The 17,691-nt window shown below is 60.0% G+C and carries 15 protein-coding genes and 2 pseudogenes; 7 read left to right on the forward strand and 10 right to left on the reverse strand.

Translation table 11 applies throughout. From position 1 onward, the window contains the following. Positions 1–79 precede the first annotated feature (79 nt). From CIT26_RS10415 to CIT26_RS10435, 5 genes are all read left to right on the forward strand, one after another. Positions 80–1,840 (forward strand): type I secretion system permease/ATPase, encoded by a 1,761-nt coding sequence (locus CIT26_RS10415; RefSeq protein WP_245319331.1) that lies wholly within the window; start codon positions 80–82, stop codon positions 1,838–1,840. Then, positions 1,815–3,128, forward strand: a complete 1,314-nt coding sequence (locus CIT26_RS10420) for an HlyD family type I secretion periplasmic adaptor subunit (RefSeq protein ID WP_095492498.1) — start codon at positions 1,815–1,817, stop codon at positions 3,126–3,128. The genes CIT26_RS10415 and CIT26_RS10420 overlap by 26 nt, the downstream gene beginning before the upstream one ends. Before the next feature lie 960 nt (positions 3,129–4,088). Continuing rightward, the gene (locus tag CIT26_RS38695) at positions 4,089–4,265 is read left to right on the forward strand and encodes a hypothetical protein (RefSeq protein ID WP_425350341.1); all 177 of its coding nucleotides are present in this window, start codon (positions 4,089–4,091) and stop codon (positions 4,263–4,265) included. A gap of 36 nt (positions 4,266–4,301) precedes the next feature. After that, positions 4,302–4,949 (forward strand): FkbM family methyltransferase, encoded by a 648-nt coding sequence (locus tag CIT26_RS10425; RefSeq protein ID WP_095492525.1) that lies wholly within the window; start codon positions 4,302–4,304, stop codon positions 4,947–4,949. Between the two features lie 1,047 nt (positions 4,950–5,996). Then, entirely contained in the window at positions 5,997–6,428 is a 432-nt protein-coding gene (locus CIT26_RS10435; RefSeq protein WP_095492500.1) for a hypothetical protein, read from the forward strand. A gap of 239 nt (positions 6,429–6,667) precedes the next feature. Here the strand turns inward: CIT26_RS10435 and CIT26_RS38700 are convergent. From CIT26_RS38700 to CIT26_RS10460, 7 genes and pseudogenes are all read right to left on the reverse strand, one after another. After that, a pseudogene (locus tag CIT26_RS38700) lies at positions 6,668–6,803 on the reverse strand (IS5/IS1182 family transposase); the annotation flags it as partial. Positions 6,804–6,854: 51 nt separating this feature from the next. Continuing rightward, positions 6,855–7,199 (reverse strand): hypothetical protein, encoded by a 345-nt coding sequence (locus CIT26_RS10440; RefSeq protein ID WP_095492501.1) that lies wholly within the window; start codon positions 7,197–7,199, stop codon positions 6,855–6,857. After that, on the reverse strand, positions 7,196–8,299 hold the full coding sequence (locus CIT26_RS10445; RefSeq protein WP_095492502.1) for an IS5 family transposase: 1,104 nt from the start codon (positions 8,297–8,299) through the stop codon (positions 7,196–7,198). The genes CIT26_RS10440 and CIT26_RS10445 overlap by 4 nt, the downstream gene beginning before the upstream one ends. A gap of 120 nt (positions 8,300–8,419) precedes the next feature. Continuing rightward, positions 8,420–8,680, reverse strand: coding sequence for an FAD-binding protein (locus CIT26_RS38705; protein WP_143747825.1), 261 nt, complete (start codon positions 8,678–8,680; stop codon positions 8,420–8,422). After that, positions 8,587–9,888, reverse strand: coding sequence for a lysine N(6)-hydroxylase/L-ornithine N(5)-oxygenase family protein (locus tag CIT26_RS10450; protein WP_095492503.1), 1,302 nt, complete (start codon positions 9,886–9,888; stop codon positions 8,587–8,589). Before CIT26_RS10450 ends, CIT26_RS38705 begins: the two co-directional genes overlap by 94 nt. A 791-nt stretch (positions 9,889–10,679) precedes the next feature. Further along, positions 10,680–10,830, reverse strand: a pseudogene (locus tag CIT26_RS37505) (transposase); the annotation flags it as partial. A gap of 151 nt (positions 10,831–10,981) precedes the next feature. Then, positions 10,982–11,413 carry a DoxX family protein gene (locus CIT26_RS10460; RefSeq protein ID WP_095492526.1) on the reverse strand — a complete coding sequence of 144 codons (432 nt, stop codon included), beginning with the start codon at positions 11,411–11,413 and terminating at the stop codon, positions 10,982–10,984. Between the two features lie 397 nt (positions 11,414–11,810). Between CIT26_RS10460 and CIT26_RS10465 the strand changes: the two genes are divergently transcribed. Beyond that, entirely contained in the window at positions 11,811–12,701 is an 891-nt protein-coding gene (locus tag CIT26_RS10465) for a LysR family transcriptional regulator (RefSeq protein ID WP_167391360.1), read from the forward strand. A gap of 385 nt (positions 12,702–13,086) precedes the next feature. On the opposite strand, the gene CIT26_RS10470 is transcribed toward CIT26_RS10465, so the two are convergent. Genes CIT26_RS10470 through CIT26_RS10480 form a run of 3 tightly spaced genes read right to left on the reverse strand, consistent with a single transcriptional unit; the run spans position 13,087 to position 15,962 of the window. Beyond that, entirely contained in the window at positions 13,087–13,731 is a 645-nt protein-coding gene (locus tag CIT26_RS10470) for an FMN-binding negative transcriptional regulator (RefSeq protein WP_095492505.1), read from the reverse strand. 33 nt (positions 13,732–13,764) lie between these two features. Further along, a complete protein-coding gene (locus CIT26_RS10475; protein ID WP_095492506.1) occupies positions 13,765–14,667 on the reverse strand; it encodes a dihydrodipicolinate synthase family protein in 903 nt (300 codons plus the stop codon). A 56-nt stretch (positions 14,668–14,723) separates the two neighbouring features. Next, positions 14,724–15,962, reverse strand: a complete 1,239-nt coding sequence (locus CIT26_RS10480) for a trans-sulfuration enzyme family protein (protein ID WP_095492507.1) — start codon at positions 15,960–15,962, stop codon at positions 14,724–14,726. 72 nt (positions 15,963–16,034) lie between these two features. Between CIT26_RS10480 and pdxR the strand changes: the two genes are divergently transcribed. Then, complete coding sequence (pdxR, locus tag CIT26_RS10485; RefSeq protein ID WP_095492508.1) at positions 16,035–17,573, forward strand: MocR-like pyridoxine biosynthesis transcription factor PdxR; 1,539 nt, start codon at positions 16,035–16,037, stop codon at positions 17,571–17,573. Positions 17,574–17,691: the final 118 nt, after the last annotated feature.

The raw sequence follows: 17,691 nt of genomic DNA on the forward strand, positions 1-17,691 counted from the left end.
CGGTGCTGGATCGCCAGATCCTCACAATGCTTGTTAACGGAGGCCCTCCCTGAGTAACCATTCCTTTAACGTTTCAGCTTTGAGACCCTTCCCTCTGACTTCCACTATTTGGGGAGTTTTATTGATCAGTGGTGTGGTCAACCTGCTTGCGCTGACCTCGCCGCTGTTCATGCTGCAGGTCTACGACCGCGTTCTTGCAAGTGGCAGCGTACCGACGCTAGTGGGGCTCGTCGTGCTTGCTGCGGGGCTTTTTGCGTTCCAATGCATGCTCGACATTCTGCGCGCCCGCGTGCTGCTCCGGATCGGCGAGCGTTTCGATGGACAGTTTTCCGGACGCGTTCACGATGCTATCGTTTGCCTTCCGCTTTCAACGCGCATGCCGGGCGACGGCTTGCAGCCGCTTCGCGATCTCGACAATGTTCGCGGATTCCTAGGTGGAAACGGTCCGACCGCGTTCTTCGATCTGCCATGGATGCTGCTTTATCTTGGCATTTGCTTCCTCTTTCATTTCTGGATCGGCATGACGGCCCTTGTCGGGGCGATCGTCCTGATATCTCTGACATTTCTTACCAACGGTCTCTCGCAGCGGCCGATACGCGATACCATTGCCCACAATATGGTCCGCAATGGCCTACTGGAAGCAGCACGTCGCAATGCCGAGGTCGTGCAAGCTCTCGGTCTCGGAAAGCGGATCGCTGCCCGATGGCACAAGGCCAATGCCAAGTATCTGGCCGCCAATCGGAAAGCAGGGGACGTCGCAGGTGGGCTCGGTGGCATTTCAAAGTCGCTGCGCGTGATGCTGCAATCGGCCATTCTTGCCGTCGGCGCGTACTTGGTCATCAGGCAGGAGGCTACGGCCGGGGTCATGGTTGCCAGCTCGATCATGATGGGGCGTGCGCTGGCTCCGGTCGATCTGGCCATTTCGAACTGGAAACCCTTCCTCATGGCGCGCCAGAGTTGGGCCCGGCTGGAGGACCTCCTGGCAAAGGTCACTGAACCCGGCCCTGTTATGCCAATGCCTGCACCTGAACGCGAACTGCGCGTCGAAGGCGTGACAATCGTTCCGCCCGGCGAAAGGAAGCCGACCGTGACCGGCCTTGCGTTTGCCGTTCAGGCGGGAAGCGCACTCGGGGTCATCGGTGCATCGGGTTCCGGCAAGTCGACACTCTCGCGCGCCATCGTCGGCGCATGGGCGCCGGCCGCCGGAAAGGTTCGCATCGACAGCGCAAGCCTAGATCAATGGGACCGGGAAGCACTAGGCCGTCATGTCGGCTATCTGCCGCAAGGCGTTGAACTGTTCGACGGCACCATTGCCGAAAACATCGCTCGTTTTGAAGATAATCCTGACCCTGAGGCTATTGTCGCCGCGGCGAAGGCAGCGGGCACGCACGAACTGATCCTCCGATTTGAGCACGGTTACGAAACTCGGATCGGTGAGGCCGGATCGGCACTTTCCGCCGGGCAGCGTCAGCGTATCGGTCTTGCCCGTGCTCTCTATCGCGACCCTTTCCTTGTTGTGCTTGATGAACCCAATGCCAATCTTGATGCGGAAGGCGAGGCCGCCGTCGTTGAGGCGATCGCCTCCGTCCGCCAGCGTAGGGGCGTTGCGGTTGTCGTCGCCCATCGGCCGAGTGCCATCCGCGCCGTGGATTACGTGTTGATGATGGAAGGTGGGCGGCAGAGAGCCTTTGGTCTGCGTGATGAAGTGCTTCCCAAGGTCTTGAAGGCTGCAGCGATGGCACGAGGCGCCGGGGTCAAGGCCAACGGGTCTACACAGGATAACGTGGGAGAGTGCACTGACATGGAGGATCCCGATGTCCGGCATCGATCAGAACAATGACGTTTCCAGCTCCATTCGCCGGCACCTGTCGGCGGGCCTGCTGGCGAGCGTGATCTTTGTCGGAGGAGCCGGAGTCTGGGCGGCCGTCACGAATCTCTCCGGTGCGGTTGTCGCCTCCGGACACTTCGTCGTCGATTCCTATGTGAAGAAGGTGCAGCACCCAACCGGCGGGGTGGTGGGAGAAATCCTGGTGGGCGAAGGCGACAAGGTAAAAGCCGGCGACATCGTCATGCGGCTCGATGCCACCCAGACGCGCGCCAATCTCGCCATCGTCACCAAGCGGCTCGATGAGCTGGCCGCCCGGCTGGCACGGCTTGAAGCTGAGCGTGACGATCTGGCGGAGATCGCCTTCCCGGGCTGGCTGCTTGCCCGCAGAGATGTTCCGGACGTAGCTTCGGCAATACATAGTGAGACGCGGCTGTTCGAATTCCGCAGACAATCCCGCGAAGGAAGGCAGGCCCAGCTAGCGGAGCGCATTACCCAATATGAGCACGAGATGGAGGGACTCAAGGCGCAGGAGATTGCCTATGAGAAAGGCATCGAGATTCTCCAAAAGGAAATTGCTGCCCTGAGTGGGCTGCGCGAACAAGGAATTGTCTCGGACCAACGCTTGAACAGCCTGAAGACGCAGGTTGTCACTTTCGGCGGCGAACGTGGTGAGAAGATTGCCTATCAGGCACAGTCGGCAGGCCGCATAACCGAAACGCGCCTGCAGATCCTGCAGATCGATCAGGATCTCAAGACGGAAGTCGGCCAGGAGCTTAGAGAGGTTCAGGCGCAGGTTGGGGAATATGTCGAGCGCAAGGTGGCGGCTGAAGACGAGCTGCGACGGATCGATATTGTCGCGCCGCAATCCGGCATCGTTCAACAACTCGCATTTCATACGGTCGGCGGAGTGATCACGCCCGCCGATCCGATTATGCTAATTGTGCCAGAAGGCGACGATCTCGCGCTGGAAGTACGGATCCCCCCCAAGGACATCGATCAAATCCAGCTTGGTCACAAGGCCGTGCTGCGGATGTCAGCCTTCAATCTGAGAACCACGCCCGAATTGAACGGATATGTCGGCCGGATCGCAGCCGATCTGGCGACGGACGAAAAAACCGGCATTTCCTATTATCTGGTGCGCATATCGGTCCCGCATGCGGAACTGACAAAGCTTAAGGACCTGACGCTCGTGCCTGGCATGCCGGCCGAAGCAATGGTCCAGACGGGTGAGCGTACGGCGCTTTCCTATCTTGTGAAGCCGCTATCCGACCAAATCAGTCGGGCATTCCGGGAGGAATAGAATATTAGACCTTTTCGCTGGTGAAGTCTTATATTTTGCGAAGAATTGGAATGGCAAGGCTAAGGCAGAGAATTCCGTAATGTCGTCCCCGTACTTCAGCAGCAAAGGGAGGTTTTCTTAATCCGTTTCTTCTCGCAGAGGCTCTAAACTTCCTCGTCGCGCTAGCTCTGCAACTTCGGCGACAGCTATAGAGAGCGTTCTCGCAACGTTGAAATACCACTGATGCTGTGCGTCGAATGGGTGACGCTTTAGCTCAGACGGATCTCGACGCCTGCCGCGCAAGTCGAAACGCTCAGCAACTTTGCCGCAAGCGCGGTCGAATCGCCGCTGATCCCGAAGGCATCGCGCCGCGGGCCTGCAATTCCTGGAGCAATGCAGGAAGCGCCAACCTCATCAATGACACTGCAAAAGTCGGAAAGACGTGAGCACCCCGGCGATCGCTTGAAGGCCCCCGCGATCTCGTCGTTCTGCGTGTTGGCGGTTTATGCGGATGCGCGCGATTTCCGGTTGGACATGGCCCAACGTCTAACTGAGAGATTGGCCGCGAGGCCCCGCCCTCGAGCATTGGCAGTTGCTAACGACAACATTGCTTACTGTGCCGGACCATACAGTGGCCAAAGCCCATGAAGCCGGAGGTCGGTGGTGCCCTTGCTGTCAATCGCCCTTAGGCGCCTTTGGCGAAGCCGTCGGAATGTCACCTCCGCGGAATGGGTCGAAGTCAGCGTTGCGTTTGCTCACTACACTGGGCCCGGAAGAAATTCGCCCTTAGTCCATCCTCGAAGCGTGATCAGGTCCGCGTAAGCGCCACCCGGCGAAGCGTAGTCCTCTCCCGGCCAATCACAGGTGCATGGCTTGCCAAACATCCATCGTGCGGATGCGTTCCATCAATACAATCGATTTTACGAATTATAGAGAATAGCGGATATGAAAACGTCGGCCGGGAGAACAGGTCTACTGAGAATGCGAGCTGCCACTCGCCGACCAGTCAAACTGTCCAACTTCTTCCGAAAGATTCATGGACCGACCGGCGCGGTCGAGGCGGGATCATTCGAAACAAATCGCAGTTGGCTGGCGCTAGCCCCGGGGTTCCGGTTGATATACCTTCCAGGGATGTCGCGTGTGCAATTGAGGCATTGAGGGTAAAGTTCGATGGAAATACATATGCAGGAACCGATCTCTTCATTAAAAGTACATCGGCATATCGTTTCACTACTGCAAAAACCCGATCCCGTCATCTTGGACATCGGCTGCAATGACGGAACCGATACGCGACGTTTTCTCAGGCTTTGCCCGAAGGCTCAGCTCTACTGCTTTGAGCCAGACCCACGCGCGGCTGCTCGCTTTAAGAAAAACATGAATCCGTACCTGGACAAGGTGAAACTGTTTGAAATTGCGCTCAGCAACCGAAATGGCACGATTGATTTCCATCCAAGCAATGGAGAAGGAAGCGCAAAGGAATGGGACCAATCTGGCTCGATACGCCGACCCAAGAATCATCTTGTCGAACATGCTTGGGTTCGGTTCGATCGCCCCATCTCAGTTGAAACTCGAAGGCTTGACGACTGGTGCAGCGAAGCGAACCTGAACAAGATCGATTTCATCTGGATGGATGTGCAGGGAGCCGAGTCAGATGTCATTGCTGGCGGCAGACAGACCTTGAGCAACACGCGCTTTATCTACACGGAATATAGCGACCACGAGCTCTATGAAGGGCAGCTGTCCCTGCAAGCCATTCTTGATCTTTTGCCTTCGTTCGAATTGGTGACCCGCTATCCACGCGGAGTGGAGGGCGATGTTTTGCTTAGGAATACGAGCCTCTAGAACAGGCCCGTTCTGCTTCTGTCCTGCTGCAGCCCTCCATCCTCATTGGAGATCCACAAGCGGCTGGATTTGGGTGCGAGGATCGCACCGTGAGCGGTCGCAGCATGCTTGATTGGACCGAAGCCTGGTTGCCCTTGCAGATCCGCCGGAAACAGGTTCTGCGAGGCAAGGGAATTGGTCCCCGTGAAGGACTCGAATTTTCAGCTTGAGGCCAGCTGAACCGCGGCCTTCGGCGCAGCGGCCTTGACGGCGCCAGCACGACGCTCACGCTGATCCCGTGAGAACCGAAGCGGTTCAGGCCGCATGGATGCGCCAACAGCGGGCGGATCAGCACGCGCACGACGGCGGGATGCGTCGCTATTAACCGCAGTGCAGGACGAGCATCGCAATAGTCCTGCCGCCCAAGCGATCGACGACTTCCTGCTTGATCTGATGACCCTGGTGTTTGTTGTACAAACCGCCCGCGAGAGGTTCCACAATCCGGCGCCGCGGTTGGCGCGCATGAGATTGACCAGGATCAGGCTGTTGTCGGCGTCATAGTCTGAAGCATAGGCGTCCGTCCCGGTTTGAGAGACGTCGCAACCAGTAAGAAGGCGCCGATCTGCTTTTCGGCAAACCGAGCGCAGCAAAGCTGCCTGGAACCTGTGTGTAATCGGCGGCTGCAACTGCTCGTGCCCCGCTCCATCTGGATCAACGAGAAACAAACGAGGGTTGCGGAACAAGCCTGGTCAGCGTCACCTGTCGCGACTTCTCAACCCATAAAAAAGGACGTATCGACCCGACCCACGGATGCGAGGTGACGTTTAACGGTATCGGTGGGGTGCGGTCGTTCGGTTTGTCGCGAAGTTGGTCCGGAACGCCGATTTGCGAGCATTTGCCACAGGTCAGCGGGAGCGCGGGCCGTCGGCGGCAAGCCACTTGAGTCGTGGCTCGGACGGCGGCAACGTCTTCGAAAACCATTGGAAATGCGTGGGGACGGGTGGACGAAGGCGGGCGATCGGCCTAGACGACGTTCGCAACTCCTTGAAGCCCTCCGAGAGCACCACCATGAGGCAGCAGCAGCGACCCTTTGTCGTCGAGATCAAACAGAAGCGTGGGCTCGTGAAGCGGCCACAGTCGATCTGGGGTGGCATCGACCTGGCTGCCATCGCGAACGATGTCGCGGAAACGAAGATGGCAGGTGCGACCGCTGAAGCGACGCCGCAGCCGATTTTTCCTGGTGAAGATGTTCGTTCTCAGCCCATGCTCACGACCGGTGAAGCAGTATCCGACGCCAAGCACGTGATCATGCCCGACGCATCGCTTCCCGAGCTGCCGGCGGTTGAGGATTCAAGGATTCCGGAGGCATCGAACGCACCGGCTGGAGTCAGACGGACCCGCAGTAAGAAGCGGTGGCAGAAAGATGTGCCTTTGCCGCGAGGTGAACGATGGAAGCGGCGCCTGCCATGGCTGCTGCGGCAGAGCCGACGTCAGCGGTAGGGTCGACTGCGTCCAGGATTGAAGCTGCCCTTTGTCGAACCGTCCGATGACGGGCTAGTTATGGAGGATTGCGGCCGATCAACGTTGCAGTTCGGATCGCATTCTTCGTAGTAGCTCGATACGAGGCTGAAGCTTGCGCTCTTAGCGGAACTCCGTCTCGCCAAAACGCAGGACTTTGCCCCTTCTGCGAGACCTTCAAGTCTCGGCAGATCGCGTTGAGCGACTCTCCCTGAACCAGCGACAGCCGCCGTATGCACCCTCAACCCGACCAGGTGCCCCCCGGTGTCGGTGATGATATGGTGCTTGCGGTCCTTGATCTTCCTGCCGGCGTACGTAACCACGCAAGCCGGTGACGTCCGCGGTCTTTGCCGATTGGACCGGCGCTCGGGCACGCCTGGCGATCGAGGGCGAGGTGACCGAGCACGTCTAGCAGGCTGTTGAAGAAGTATGTCGCGCGGCCTTGAGGATGGCCTCATCGCCGTTGTGATAGGCAAACGTGATTTCGATGGAGCCATCGTCGAGCAATTCGGCATGGCCATCGCCTGTGACTTCGTCCATCTCGTCGCAGCCGTTCCAGGTGAAGAAGACCATTGATGGGCCGTAACTGAGATCAAGGCCGGCTTGCAGGGCGCCAAAGGCAATCTCGCCGTTGTTGTCATCGCCGATGGTGATCGTGGCCGGACCGCAGAGGTTGAGATAGCCGCGGTCCCACAGATCGGCCTCGACGATGCGCCAGTGGCCGACCAGCTGGCAGCCCGCGGGCGCGCTCATGCTGGCACCGCCAGCAGCTTCGGCAGTCGCACCAGATTGTAGGCAGCGGCTGCGAAGGTGAAGGCCCATCCGACACGGTCGCGACCGCGGAACCTGGTCTTGTGCTGGCCGGCTACGACCTTGATCCAACCGAATGCCTCTTCGATGCGCTTCCTGATGCGCTGGCTGACGGCATAGCCGCCATGCCGCGTCGTGCGCCCGTCGATCGCGGAACTGCGACCGCTCGTGTTCTGCGCTACATGCGGCGTCACCCTCATCGAGCGCAGCTCATTGACGAAGTCTTCCGCGTCGTAGGCCTTGTCGGCGCCGAGCGTGATCACCTGTGGCCGCTCCGCTCGAGGTTCGATCATGTGCAGTGCGGCCACCCGCTCAGCATGTCCGTCGGCCAGTGTCAGGCAGGCGTCGACCAGCAGGCCGTGGCGGTTCTCCATCAAGCCATGTCCCATAAAGCACAGCTTGGCCTCCTTGCCTTTGCCCTTGCGATAGAGCCGGGCATCCGGATCGGTGGTCGCGGCATGTGTGTCGTTGGAGCGCTTGTGGCCATGGAAGTCCGCTTCCGCGTTTCGCCCGCCCCCTTCAGCCGGCGGCTCGCCATGACCACCGCTTGGGCCGTCCTTCGGTTTGACGCTCTTCATCGATGCCCACGCCTCGATCAGTGTGCCATCGACCGAGAAGTGGTCCGTAGACAGAAGCTTCTTCACCTTGGGCTGCGCCAGCACTGCGCCTAAGAATTTCGCCGCGATATCACCTTCCAGCAACCGGTCGCGGTTCTTTGAGAACACCGAATGGTCCCAGGCCGCGTCATCGACGCCGATGCCGACGAACCAGCGGAACAGAAGGTCGTATTCCAGCCGTTCCATCAAAAGCCGCTCCGAGCGGATCGAGTAGAACGCCTGTAGCAGCATCGCTCGCAGCAGCTTTTCCGGCGGGATCGAAGGCCGCCCCATCGGCGAATACAGCGCCGCCAAGTCCCGCTCCAACGCTGCCAGCGCCTCGTTCACAATCGCCCGAATGCGGCGCAACGGATGATCGCGCCGCACCCGAGCCTCGAGATCAACATAACTGAACAGTTCGCCAGACCGTTCGTCGCCGCCGCGCATGCCTCGTTCTCCGAATCTTTCCGCAGACACTGAATCACGCTCACAGCCTCGCTGCGAGGCACTTTTTCAACAGCCTGCTAGGAGTGTCGAGAGGACTGTTTGCTTGCGCATGCATGTCGATCATCGCGTCAGATAGGGGAAATGCACGCCCCCAGAATAATGCAATGCGCCGATTGGTCCAAAGGCTTGTTCAGTCACGATGATTTCGGAGAAGGCTCCGGCCTTCGCCGCATCGGAGGCGGACATCATTCCTTGGATGCCACCGCCGATGATCAGTAGTCGATGAGTCATATCCCGCTGCCCATTTCTTCGGCCACGGGGTCGGGCCAGCTCTCGATGGAGGTACGGCTGATGAAGCCAGGATGCTCGGGGTTCGCGCATGGCGCGCGCCGTAGAAGGCTGTCGAGGATGCGGCGCGCGCGCCAGGCCAGCAGGCTAAGATTCGGATCGGCGAGCCCGCGCTGCCCAAGGTTCGCGTTCTGTACGAAGATGCGTCTTTCACGCGGTCCGTCCCAGCACACCGAAAAATCCTCGCGAACAGCCAACTCGTTGTCGATCTGTTCCAGCCGGTCCGCGATCGGTTCCAAGAAGCCTGGCACCGCGTTCTCGTAACCGGTGGCCAGGATGACGATGTCGGCCGTGACTTGTTCAACCTCGATGCCGTGCTGCAGGGTCAGCCTGTGACCCGCGCCGGCGTTGATGCAGCGCGAAACGTTGCAACCCGGCCGCAGTGTGATGTCGCATCGGTTTGGCTCGAGAAATGCGTGGCGGTACAGCGCCTGATAGATCGCGCGCAACGTGCTTTCCGAAATGCCGTCCGAGGCAAGCACGAAACGCTGGAGGAACAGCTTGCGCTGCGACTCGCTCATCGCCGCGAAACGATCCGAAAAGCAGGGCATGAACAACTCGTTTGTGAACGGGCTGTTGTCGAGAGGCAGGTAGTTTTCGCGCTGCGAGACCCAGGTAATCGATTGAGGCCGCCGTTCTTTCGGCAGGCCGACAAGGTGCAGCAGCACCTCGGCTCCCGACTGGCCTCCGCCAACCACGCAGGCATGCTTTTTCCGCACCTCAGGATGGATGTCCAGCAAAACGGATGAGTGGAACAGGTTGCGTCCAGTCCAGCCCTGAAACTGAGGCGGAATTTGCGCCTGCTTGCCAATGCCGACCACGACGTTTCTGGCGCCGAGAACCGCGTTATCCGTCCTCACCCGAAACTCGCCGTCAAAGCGGATTTCGCGCACCCTCTCGCCGCCACGGACAAGTGGGTTCCTGTGGAAGGCCCAGTTCAGGTATTGCTCGAACTCAGCTCTGAGCACGGCGTCGAACTGTGCGTTCAGGAAGTGGTACAGACGCCCGTTCTCATACAGGTAGTTTACGAAAGTGTAGGCTGATCGCGGGTTCACCAGCGTGACCAGATCCTTGAAGTGGCTGACCTGGAGCTCCGAGGAATCGAATGCGATGCCTGGATGCCAGCGGAAGTCGACCTGCCGATCCAGGAACAGCGCCCCTTGCCCAATTTCTTCGTGTATCTGACACGCAAGACTCAAATTAGACGGCCCGGCTCCGACCCCAACGCAAGAGAACTCCACTTGTCTTGCTCCTATAGGTGTTTCCCAAACTTAGCGGCATGCTCGCGGCGAATATCGGCCATAGCCATTGGGCTTACTCCCCCTCGCGGGCATTCTCGAGCCGCGGTCCGACCGGATGTGCGAGTAAGCCAAAGGCCTGCGCGCCTCCGAGCCGTCGGTCTCAAGGTCGGCGACATCGACAGCGGGCCGGCGTCATCCGGGTCTGGCACGCACCGCTATGTGATGCTGTCGGGCGCATCTTACGGGGCTACCGGCGGCTGCCCCCACAGTAAGAATGGCTGTTTCCCGGCCGCGACGGAAGCGGCCCTATCCCTGTGCAGGTCCTGTATTCGGCCTTCCGCCGGCCTGGCGGACCCGAGAGCGCGGTCTTCTCTGCGGCGATGGCATTTTCGGTGAGCATGATCATGGGACGGCGTCTCGCTGATGCGTTCGGAGACCCCCACGCATGGACCGTGCCAGAGACGAAATTTTTATTAAAACAATGAGTTAGAGGATTTTCTGTCCAATCGGAAACCCGACACCGTCGGAAATCCGACATTGATCGGATGGCGGACGCCTCACGGCGGCGCCCCTCCCCCGCTGCCGGGCATACGGGTCACGTACCAAGGCGGGTCGACCGAATTAAGCTTGGGCGGAGACATAGAGACGGGAAGACGGAACTCGTCGAATTAGTATGCGCAGGGCTTGTTGGACCGCCGGGTGTCCTGACATGCGCCAGAACCCCGTTGGCGAACCCGCGGCAACCGCTGCACTCACGGCGGCGGACCTCGGCAAGCCGCCGATTGATCGGCGGGCTCCGCAAGATCGGCGATCTCGCCGAAGAAGTTCAGCCTGCCCGCTTCATAGGCGGCCTGCAGTTCTTCCAGGAGGAGGCGTCTAAACAGGCGCGACAGGACGCGCACCGGCAGGAAGAAGCCGGGGCCGGCAAGAGATCCAGCGCTGCGTAGTTTTGGAGGACTTCAGGACTGTAATGCGCGCCCGCACTTGGCTGGCGCGCCTCTCCTGAGGTTTCAACTCCGGGTGCGAGGAGTCAGCCACCCCGGACATGATGGCGCAGCAATAGGACAGCTTGCGGTTTCACTCTCTCGGACTCTCATCCGCGCGGCGGGATGGGAGCTTTCTTACCGCGGCCCCACAGAATGAACGCTGAAAGGGCGAGCAGGATGATGTTGAGCGGCACGACCGAGGCTTCACCTCGCGATAAATGAAAGATTGTTGCTGCGATTTGCAGCAGCACACAACCGAGTGCAGCCAGAACGGTGAGGCGTGGCTGAATCCGAGTTAGCGCAGGCAAAAGCACGCCAAATCCACCCGCAATGTCGATGAGACCCATAAGGTGCAGGAACCATGGGGGCACAGCGCCGGGCCAGACCCACATTGCCGCCAATTGATCGACCGGCATGAACAGCTTCATGCCACCAAACAGGGTAAAGGACGTGAAAACGAGCAGTTGGGCGACCCACAGCCCGGCTCTCAGCGGCTTCCCTGCTGGCTGTGTAGGCGCAAAACTCAAGGTATTTGACATCTGATAACTCCATAGGCTGAAAAGCACCACCTCTCGGGGGAGCAAGCAGGGAGCAGCACATACGTCGGGCTGGCGCATTTTTTCCTGCCTGTTGGAGTGATTTTAGATCGCCACACCACCAAAGAAAGTGATTAAAATTCGGTGTAGTCATTCAAATAAACTGATATAGTAGCTGGTACCGTTCATGGCGTTCCGGGCGGAATCGTCCTTATGTCGACGAACTGCGGGCACCATTCTTTGTGAGGCTCCTGGCCAACAATCAACGGAGGCAAAGGCAAAGACGACTGGCAGAGTTGTGGGCAGGTGGCCTCGAAGCCACTCGCACTCGGCATCAGAATTTTGAACCGTGAGAATCTTGGATCGTCTCTGAAAAACGTTCAGATCTTTGGGCATGACTATGGACGCACTCACCCTCGACCAATTCCTGGTATTCGTCACGGTCGTCCAAGAAGGCAGCTTTGCCGCAGCTGCTCGGCGAATGAACCGGGCGCAATCAGCGATCACCTACACCATTCAGAAATTGGAGGAACAGAGCGGGTTCCCTCTTTTTGATCGCTCCGCCTATCGTCCGGTTCTCACGGATGCGGGCAAAGCCTTGGTACCGCGCGCGCGGCGAATCCTTGACGATGTCGCAGATTGGCGGCACCAGGCGCAAGGAATTTCAAAGGGGCTCGAGGCACAACTCACCCTTGCAATTGTCTCCTACGCACCAGCGACGCTGCTGAGCCATGTGCTTGGGGAATTCACCCGGGCTTTCCCTTTCGTCGAAATTCGCATCTTGACCGAAACCTTCGATGCAGCGGCCAAAGCCTTACGCGATGGAACAGCTGACCTGGGTTTGCTTGCTGAGCGCCAACCTGATGAATTCGAGCGGCGGGTGTGCGGGCGGATCGATCTGGTTCCGGTCGCGGCACCAACGCATCCGCTTGGCAAAATTGACGGGCCATTCAGCGCAACGATCCTGCGGGACTACACCCAATTGGTTATTAGCCCAGCTCCCCAAGTTGACAGTGGGCGAGACTATGGCGTGCATGCAGCCAACCGGTGGCGCGTCAACGACCTTCAGACGAAATACGACCTCATCCTCGCCGGCGTCGGCTGGGGTTCAATGCCACGGTCACGGGTTGAGGGGGATATTGCCGCCGGACGGTTGATCGAGCTGAGACCAGAAAGCTGGGAGGGCTCTGATTTGATGCCAAGCTTCCCATTGGTTATCGCCTACAGGAAGGAAAAGGCCCTAGGTCCCGCTGGAGCATGGCTGATCGAAAAATTTGCTTCCCATAGATAGTTGCGCGAATTGGAGGTCAGTCCGTGAAAAGGTGGCTTTTTCCGGTGCTCGTCTGACCACAAGGGCCGGCGGATCGAGACGGCTTCCTCTGGGCGATGATGTCAAGCAGGTTTTCAACCGAACAGACGGTCACGTGCGCGCCATCGCACGAGCCCCGATGACTGGCGTGGGTGGTGCGGCGATATCGGTTCGCTGCTCGGAGGTGTCAACCGCCGGCAGCCATGGGTCTGCGCCGCTCAGCATTCTGGGCCGTTGTGCTCGCCGTGCGATGTTCCTGCGCTCGCACCGCCGCTCGGGGCAGCGCGCTGGCCGGCTTGCATCATTGGGTCTCCGCGGCCAGCAGGGCTTCACTGACATTCGTCACGATGCGATGGGGCAAACTTCCTCAGCCCTGTTCGGACTTCCGGGCAGCGGCTGCAAGCATCGCCTGACCGACGCTCCGGTCGCCTTGGGCGTTCAGCATTTCGCCGGCATTGCGAATGTCGCGCGGTTCTTTGTTCTGGCTGAGCTTGGCCTTGCCCACTAGACGGGTGATTTCGATCTCGAGCCCGACGATCGCCTTGACCATTGTGTCGATAAAATCCCGAGGCGCGTCACCCATCTTCCATGGGACAGCGTGGGCCGCCTCGTGCCTGCGGGTCAGTCTGGCGACATTGTGACGGACATAGCTCTCGTCGTCACGGACGGTGATCCGTCCGTATGCATGTGCAACGAGGTAGTTCCAGGTCGGCACCTGCCGGTGGAACTCCTGCTTGCTCGGATACCATTGCGGCGAGATATAGGCGTCGGCCGCGCGGAACACGACGAGTACCTCATCGCCGGTCGAGACGTCCTGCCAGACTGGGTTGTTACGAGCGACGTGGCAGTGCAGAGCGCCGTGCCTTCCCTGCGCCCGGTTGAGTTCGAAGGGAACGTGATTGGCATCGAGCCCGCTCATGCCATGGGTGATCAATACGCCGAGGGCGCTCGTCTCGATCAGATCGTGGAGAGCCTCTTGGCTGGGTTCGTCGAAATGTGGGGGTACATACATGACGGTTCCTTCACTGTCGGCCGGTTTCGCGGTTCATCGAGCAGTGCCCGCCGGCAGGCGTTCCAGCGCCTCGACGATCTGACGCTTTGCTACAGCAGAGAGCGGCAGGACCGGGCGCGGAGGTTCGGCGCGGCAAATGTCGAGCAATTCGGCGAGCACATAGACGACGCGAAGGCTGGAGAACTGTTTGAAGAGATCCCAAATTGGCGTCAATGCGGCGTCGAGGCGGCGTGCTTCGGCCGCATCGCCCGCCTGCGACGATCTGACAATCTTTATGCAGACCTCAGGCAGGATGCCGCCAAGGACGCTGTACCAGGTGTCGGCTCCGGCGATCATGGCTTCGGTGGCATTCCAATCGCCGCTGCAGCCGATCGAAAAGCCTTCCGGCACGATGCTCCTCTGCCCGGCCAGATGGCTGTCGATCGCATCGCTCTTGTCGGTTGGATTCTTGATGGCGACGATCCCCGGCACCTTGGCCAAGCGGCCAACAAGCGTCGGAGTGAAATGGAAATGCGTCGTTCCGGGATTGTCGTAGATGACAATCGGAAGGCCGCCTTCGCGCGCCACGACCGAGAAATGTTCGAACACCTCGTCATCGGTGAGCGGAGTGTACGAGACAGCCGCAAGCAACCCCGCGGCAGCGCCGAGGGCCTTGGCGTCCTGCGCAAGCCTTACCGCCTCGTCGGTGCGCAGCGCGCCCACGCCCACCACGATCGGCGTCTGCCCACCGGCTTCGTCCAAAGCTTCGGCAAGGGCCCGTCGCCGCTCCTCGCGCGTGAGGTAAATGTAGGTGCCGGTGCTGCCGAGAAGGCCGATGGAATCGACCTTTGCGGCGCAAAGCCGTGTAACCAGCTTGCGCAGGGCCTTTGTATCGATGCGGCCGTCACGATCACTCGGCGTGATGGGGAATGCGGAAAGCCCGCTCAGGAATGCCATTGCGTTGCTCCAGATTTCTGCATGAGAGCCATTGTTGGAAGCGAGATGGGACCCGCTTATCTGAGCACGTCCAGCGCCTGCCTCAGATCGACGATCAGGTCTTCAGCGTCTTCCAGACCGACCGAGAGACGCATGAGATCCTCGCCGACGCCATCGGCAAGATGAGCATCCTTGCGGATGCTTTTACGGGCACGTGTCAGACTGGCCGGATGGTAGATGAGGCTGTCAGCATCACCGAGGCTGACCGCTCGAGTGATCAGGTTGAGCCGATCCATCATCCGGCGCGCCCCCTCGAACCCTGCGTGGAGGCCAAAAGCCAACATGCCTGATCCTTTGGACATCTGCTTTCGGGCAATCGCCTGATCGGGATGAGAGTCGAGAAACGGGTAACTCGCCCACGCCACAGCCGGGTGAACCTCGAGCGCCTGAGCGACGGTCAGCGCGGTGGCACTGTGGCGTTCCATGCGGATCGTCAGCGTCTTCAGCCCGCGCAGGATCATGAACGCTGACATGGGCGAGAGTGCTGCACCGGTGATATAGCGCAGACCGGTTTCGTGCAGCGTGTGGAGTGTTTTCGCGTCACCCAAGACCGCCCCGCCGAGAGCATCGCCGTGGCCGTTGATATACTTCGTCAGCGAGTGGATCACGATATCTGCCCCGTGTTCCAGCGGCCGCTGGAGCGCGGGCGAGGCGAAGGTGCTGTCTACCGCGATCTTTACGCCGCGCGCGTGGGCGCGTTCGGCGATTTCGGCGATGTCGAGGATGCGGCTCAGCGGGTTGACCGGGGTCTCGAAGAAAACAAGCCGGGTGCGGTCGGTGATCGCGCCATCGAGATTGTTTGGCTCGGACAGATCGACCGCGACGACCTTGATCCCAAAACGCGGGACCGCCTGTTCGACCATGGCGAGCGTGTTCGCGTAAAGGGTCTTGTGGACGATGAGTTCGTCCCCCTGGGACAGCAGCGACAGGATCAGCGTGCCGAAAGCCGCCATCCCCGAGGCGACGACCAGCCCTGCTTCAGCTCCTTCGAGATTGGCGAGCCGTTTTTCAAGGATTTCCGTCGTCGGATTGTATTCGCGAGCATAGAGCTTGCCGCCGAGCGCGGCTGCAGCCTCATTAGCCGCCACGCTCTCGAAGCCGTATGTAGAGGTCAGGAAGACTGGAGGCTGGACTGCGTTCGAAAATCCGACCGGATCATAGCCAAAATGGATTGCGCGGGTGGCGAAGCCGAGGTCAGCGTCGCTCTGCGACCGCTCCGGAGCATACATTTTTGTTTGATCGGTCGTGCGGGTCATCGGTCTGTGGTGTCCTCTTGGATTTTCGGCAGAATGCGCTCAAACTGGTTTATATGAAATGTCCAGTTGGCGATGATTGAAATGGTCCAGTCTCAAGATCCCGGTTCCGCTGGCCGTGTGCACGCGATGGGTGCACGCCAGATTTACATGGCGCTTCGAGACCAGATTCTTGGCGGTGTTTATGAAACCGGCAGTCAGTTGCCGTCGTCGCGGGGCCTCGCAAATGAACTCGGCGTTTCGCGAACGACTGTCACCGTCGCCTACGAGCAGTTGGCCGCAGAAGGTTTCATTGAAGTCCGTCAAGGCGCACGACCTCGCGTTGCATCTTCGCTGATCGGTCACCAGGCGAGCAGCACCGTCTCAAAACGCGCCGGCCCGATTCATCTTTCCGCCTACGGCGAGAGACTGCGGGCCAGTTCGCCTTGGCCGGATTACCTGCCCAACCGGTTGAAAGTGGATTTCCGTTATGGCGACCTCTCGCCGTCCGATTTTCCGGCGCTGATGTGGAAGCGCGCCATGAACACGGCGATGTCGCAACGCCCTGGGCGCCTGGCTTATGACGATCCGCGCGGATCGCCTCGCCTGCGTCAGGCGCTGCAGGGATATTTGTGGCGCGCCCGAACCCTAAGCTGCGAGGTCGAGCAGATCATCATCGCAAGCGGCTCGCAGCAGGGTCTCGACCTTTGCGCGCGCTTGCTGCTCGATCCTTCCGACAGCTTCGTGGTCGAGGACCCGTGCTACAGGATGGCGCGCCAGGTCTTTGCCAGCACAGGCGCGAGGCCTGTTTCTGTCGCCGTCGATGGAGATGGGATGAAGACGGAGCTGCTTGAGGGGATCACGGCGCGGCTGGCCTATGTCACGCCGTCGCATCAGTTTCCGCTCGGCGGCGTCTTGCCGGTCTCGCGCCGGTATCAGCTCCTCGAATGGGCCCGGCGCAACGACGCCTACGTGATCGAGGACGACTACGATGGCGAGTACCGCTACGACATTCGTCCGGTGCCCCCGCTGCACAAGCTGGAGGACCGCAGTTCCGTCATCTATCTAGGCACGATCTCCAAGACGCTGTCGCCGATGCTGCGCATCGGCTACCTCGTGGTTCCGCCGGAATTGCAAGACGTCTTCGCGACGGCCAAGCAGCTTCTGGACAGGCATTCTCCGGTGGCGGAGCAGGAGGCCCTGGCCTCGCTCATCGAGAGCGGCGGCTATGAAAGCCATGTGCGCCGCGTCCGCCGTCTGAACGGCGAGCGCCGAGAGACCCTGCTCGCCGCCCTTCGACGCGCGTTCGCAGACCGCATCGTCATCGAAGGCGCTGATGCCGGGCTGCATGTCGTCGTCTGGTTCAAGGACCTCCGTCGGTCATTGGAGGACGTGCTGGTTGAAGAGGCGCGACGAGAAGGCGTGGGTGTCCATTCAATATCGCCGCTCTACGGCGAAACGGATGAAGGCCGCGCCGACCGGATCGGACTGGTGATGGGCTATTCCGCCTTGACCACACGGCAAATCGAGAACGGCGTTCGATTCCTCACGGACGCTGTCGAACGGGTGAGAAGGAACTCTCCGGACACTTCGGCTGCACGCAAGGTGTCGGCCGGCACGGCGAAACGGGCCTGACTTATGACGTTCGGCGATCTGCGGGATTGCTGACTGGATCAGGCAAAATCGCAAAAACTGGCTCTGTCAGTCAGGCCAGTTCCCGGGCAGAGGTTTTGCCGGATCAGGCTGCGACCCT

It is taken from the genome of Mesorhizobium temperatum (assembly GCF_002284575.1).
Classification (GTDB): Bacteria; Pseudomonadota; Alphaproteobacteria; order Rhizobiales; family Rhizobiaceae; genus Mesorhizobium; species Mesorhizobium temperatum.

Bases quoted from the DNA above. Each gene is read 5' to 3' on its own strand.
- CIT26_RS10420 (WP_095492498.1), top strand. From the start codon at position 1,815: ATGTCCGGCATCGATCAGAACAATGACGTTTCCAGCTCCATTCGCCGG.
- CIT26_RS38695 (WP_425350341.1), top strand. From the start codon at position 4,089: ATGCGAGCTGCCACTCGCCGACCAGTCAAACTGTCCAACTTCTTCCGA.
- CIT26_RS10435 (WP_095492500.1), top strand. From the start codon at position 5,997: ATGAGGCAGCAGCAGCGACCCTTTGTCGTCGAGATCAAACAGAAGCGT.
- CIT26_RS10440 (WP_095492501.1), bottom strand. From the start codon at position 7,199: ATGAGCGCGCCCGCGGGCTGCCAGCTGGTCGGCCACTGGCGCATCGTC.
- CIT26_RS10445 (WP_095492502.1), bottom strand. From the start codon at position 8,299: ATGCGCGGCGGCGACGAACGGTCTGGCGAACTGTTCAGTTATGTTGAT.
- CIT26_RS38705 (WP_143747825.1), bottom strand. From the start codon at position 8,680: ATGCGCGAACCCCGAGCATCCTGGCTTCATCAGCCGTACCTCCATCGA.
- CIT26_RS10460 (WP_095492526.1), bottom strand. From the start codon at position 11,413: ATGTCAAATACCTTGAGTTTTGCGCCTACACAGCCAGCAGGGAAGCCG.
- CIT26_RS10465 (WP_167391360.1), top strand. From the start codon at position 11,811: ATGGACGCACTCACCCTCGACCAATTCCTGGTATTCGTCACGGTCGTC.
- CIT26_RS10470 (WP_095492505.1), bottom strand. From the start codon at position 13,731: ATGTATGTACCCCCACATTTCGACGAACCCAGCCAAGAGGCTCTCCAC.
- CIT26_RS10475 (WP_095492506.1), bottom strand. From the start codon at position 14,667: ATGGCATTCCTGAGCGGGCTTTCCGCATTCCCCATCACGCCGAGTGAT.
- CIT26_RS10480 (WP_095492507.1), bottom strand. From the start codon at position 15,962: ATGACCCGCACGACCGATCAAACAAAAATGTATGCTCCGGAGCGGTCG.
- pdxR (WP_095492508.1), top strand. From the start codon at position 16,035: ATGATTGAAATGGTCCAGTCTCAAGATCCCGGTTCCGCTGGCCGTGTG.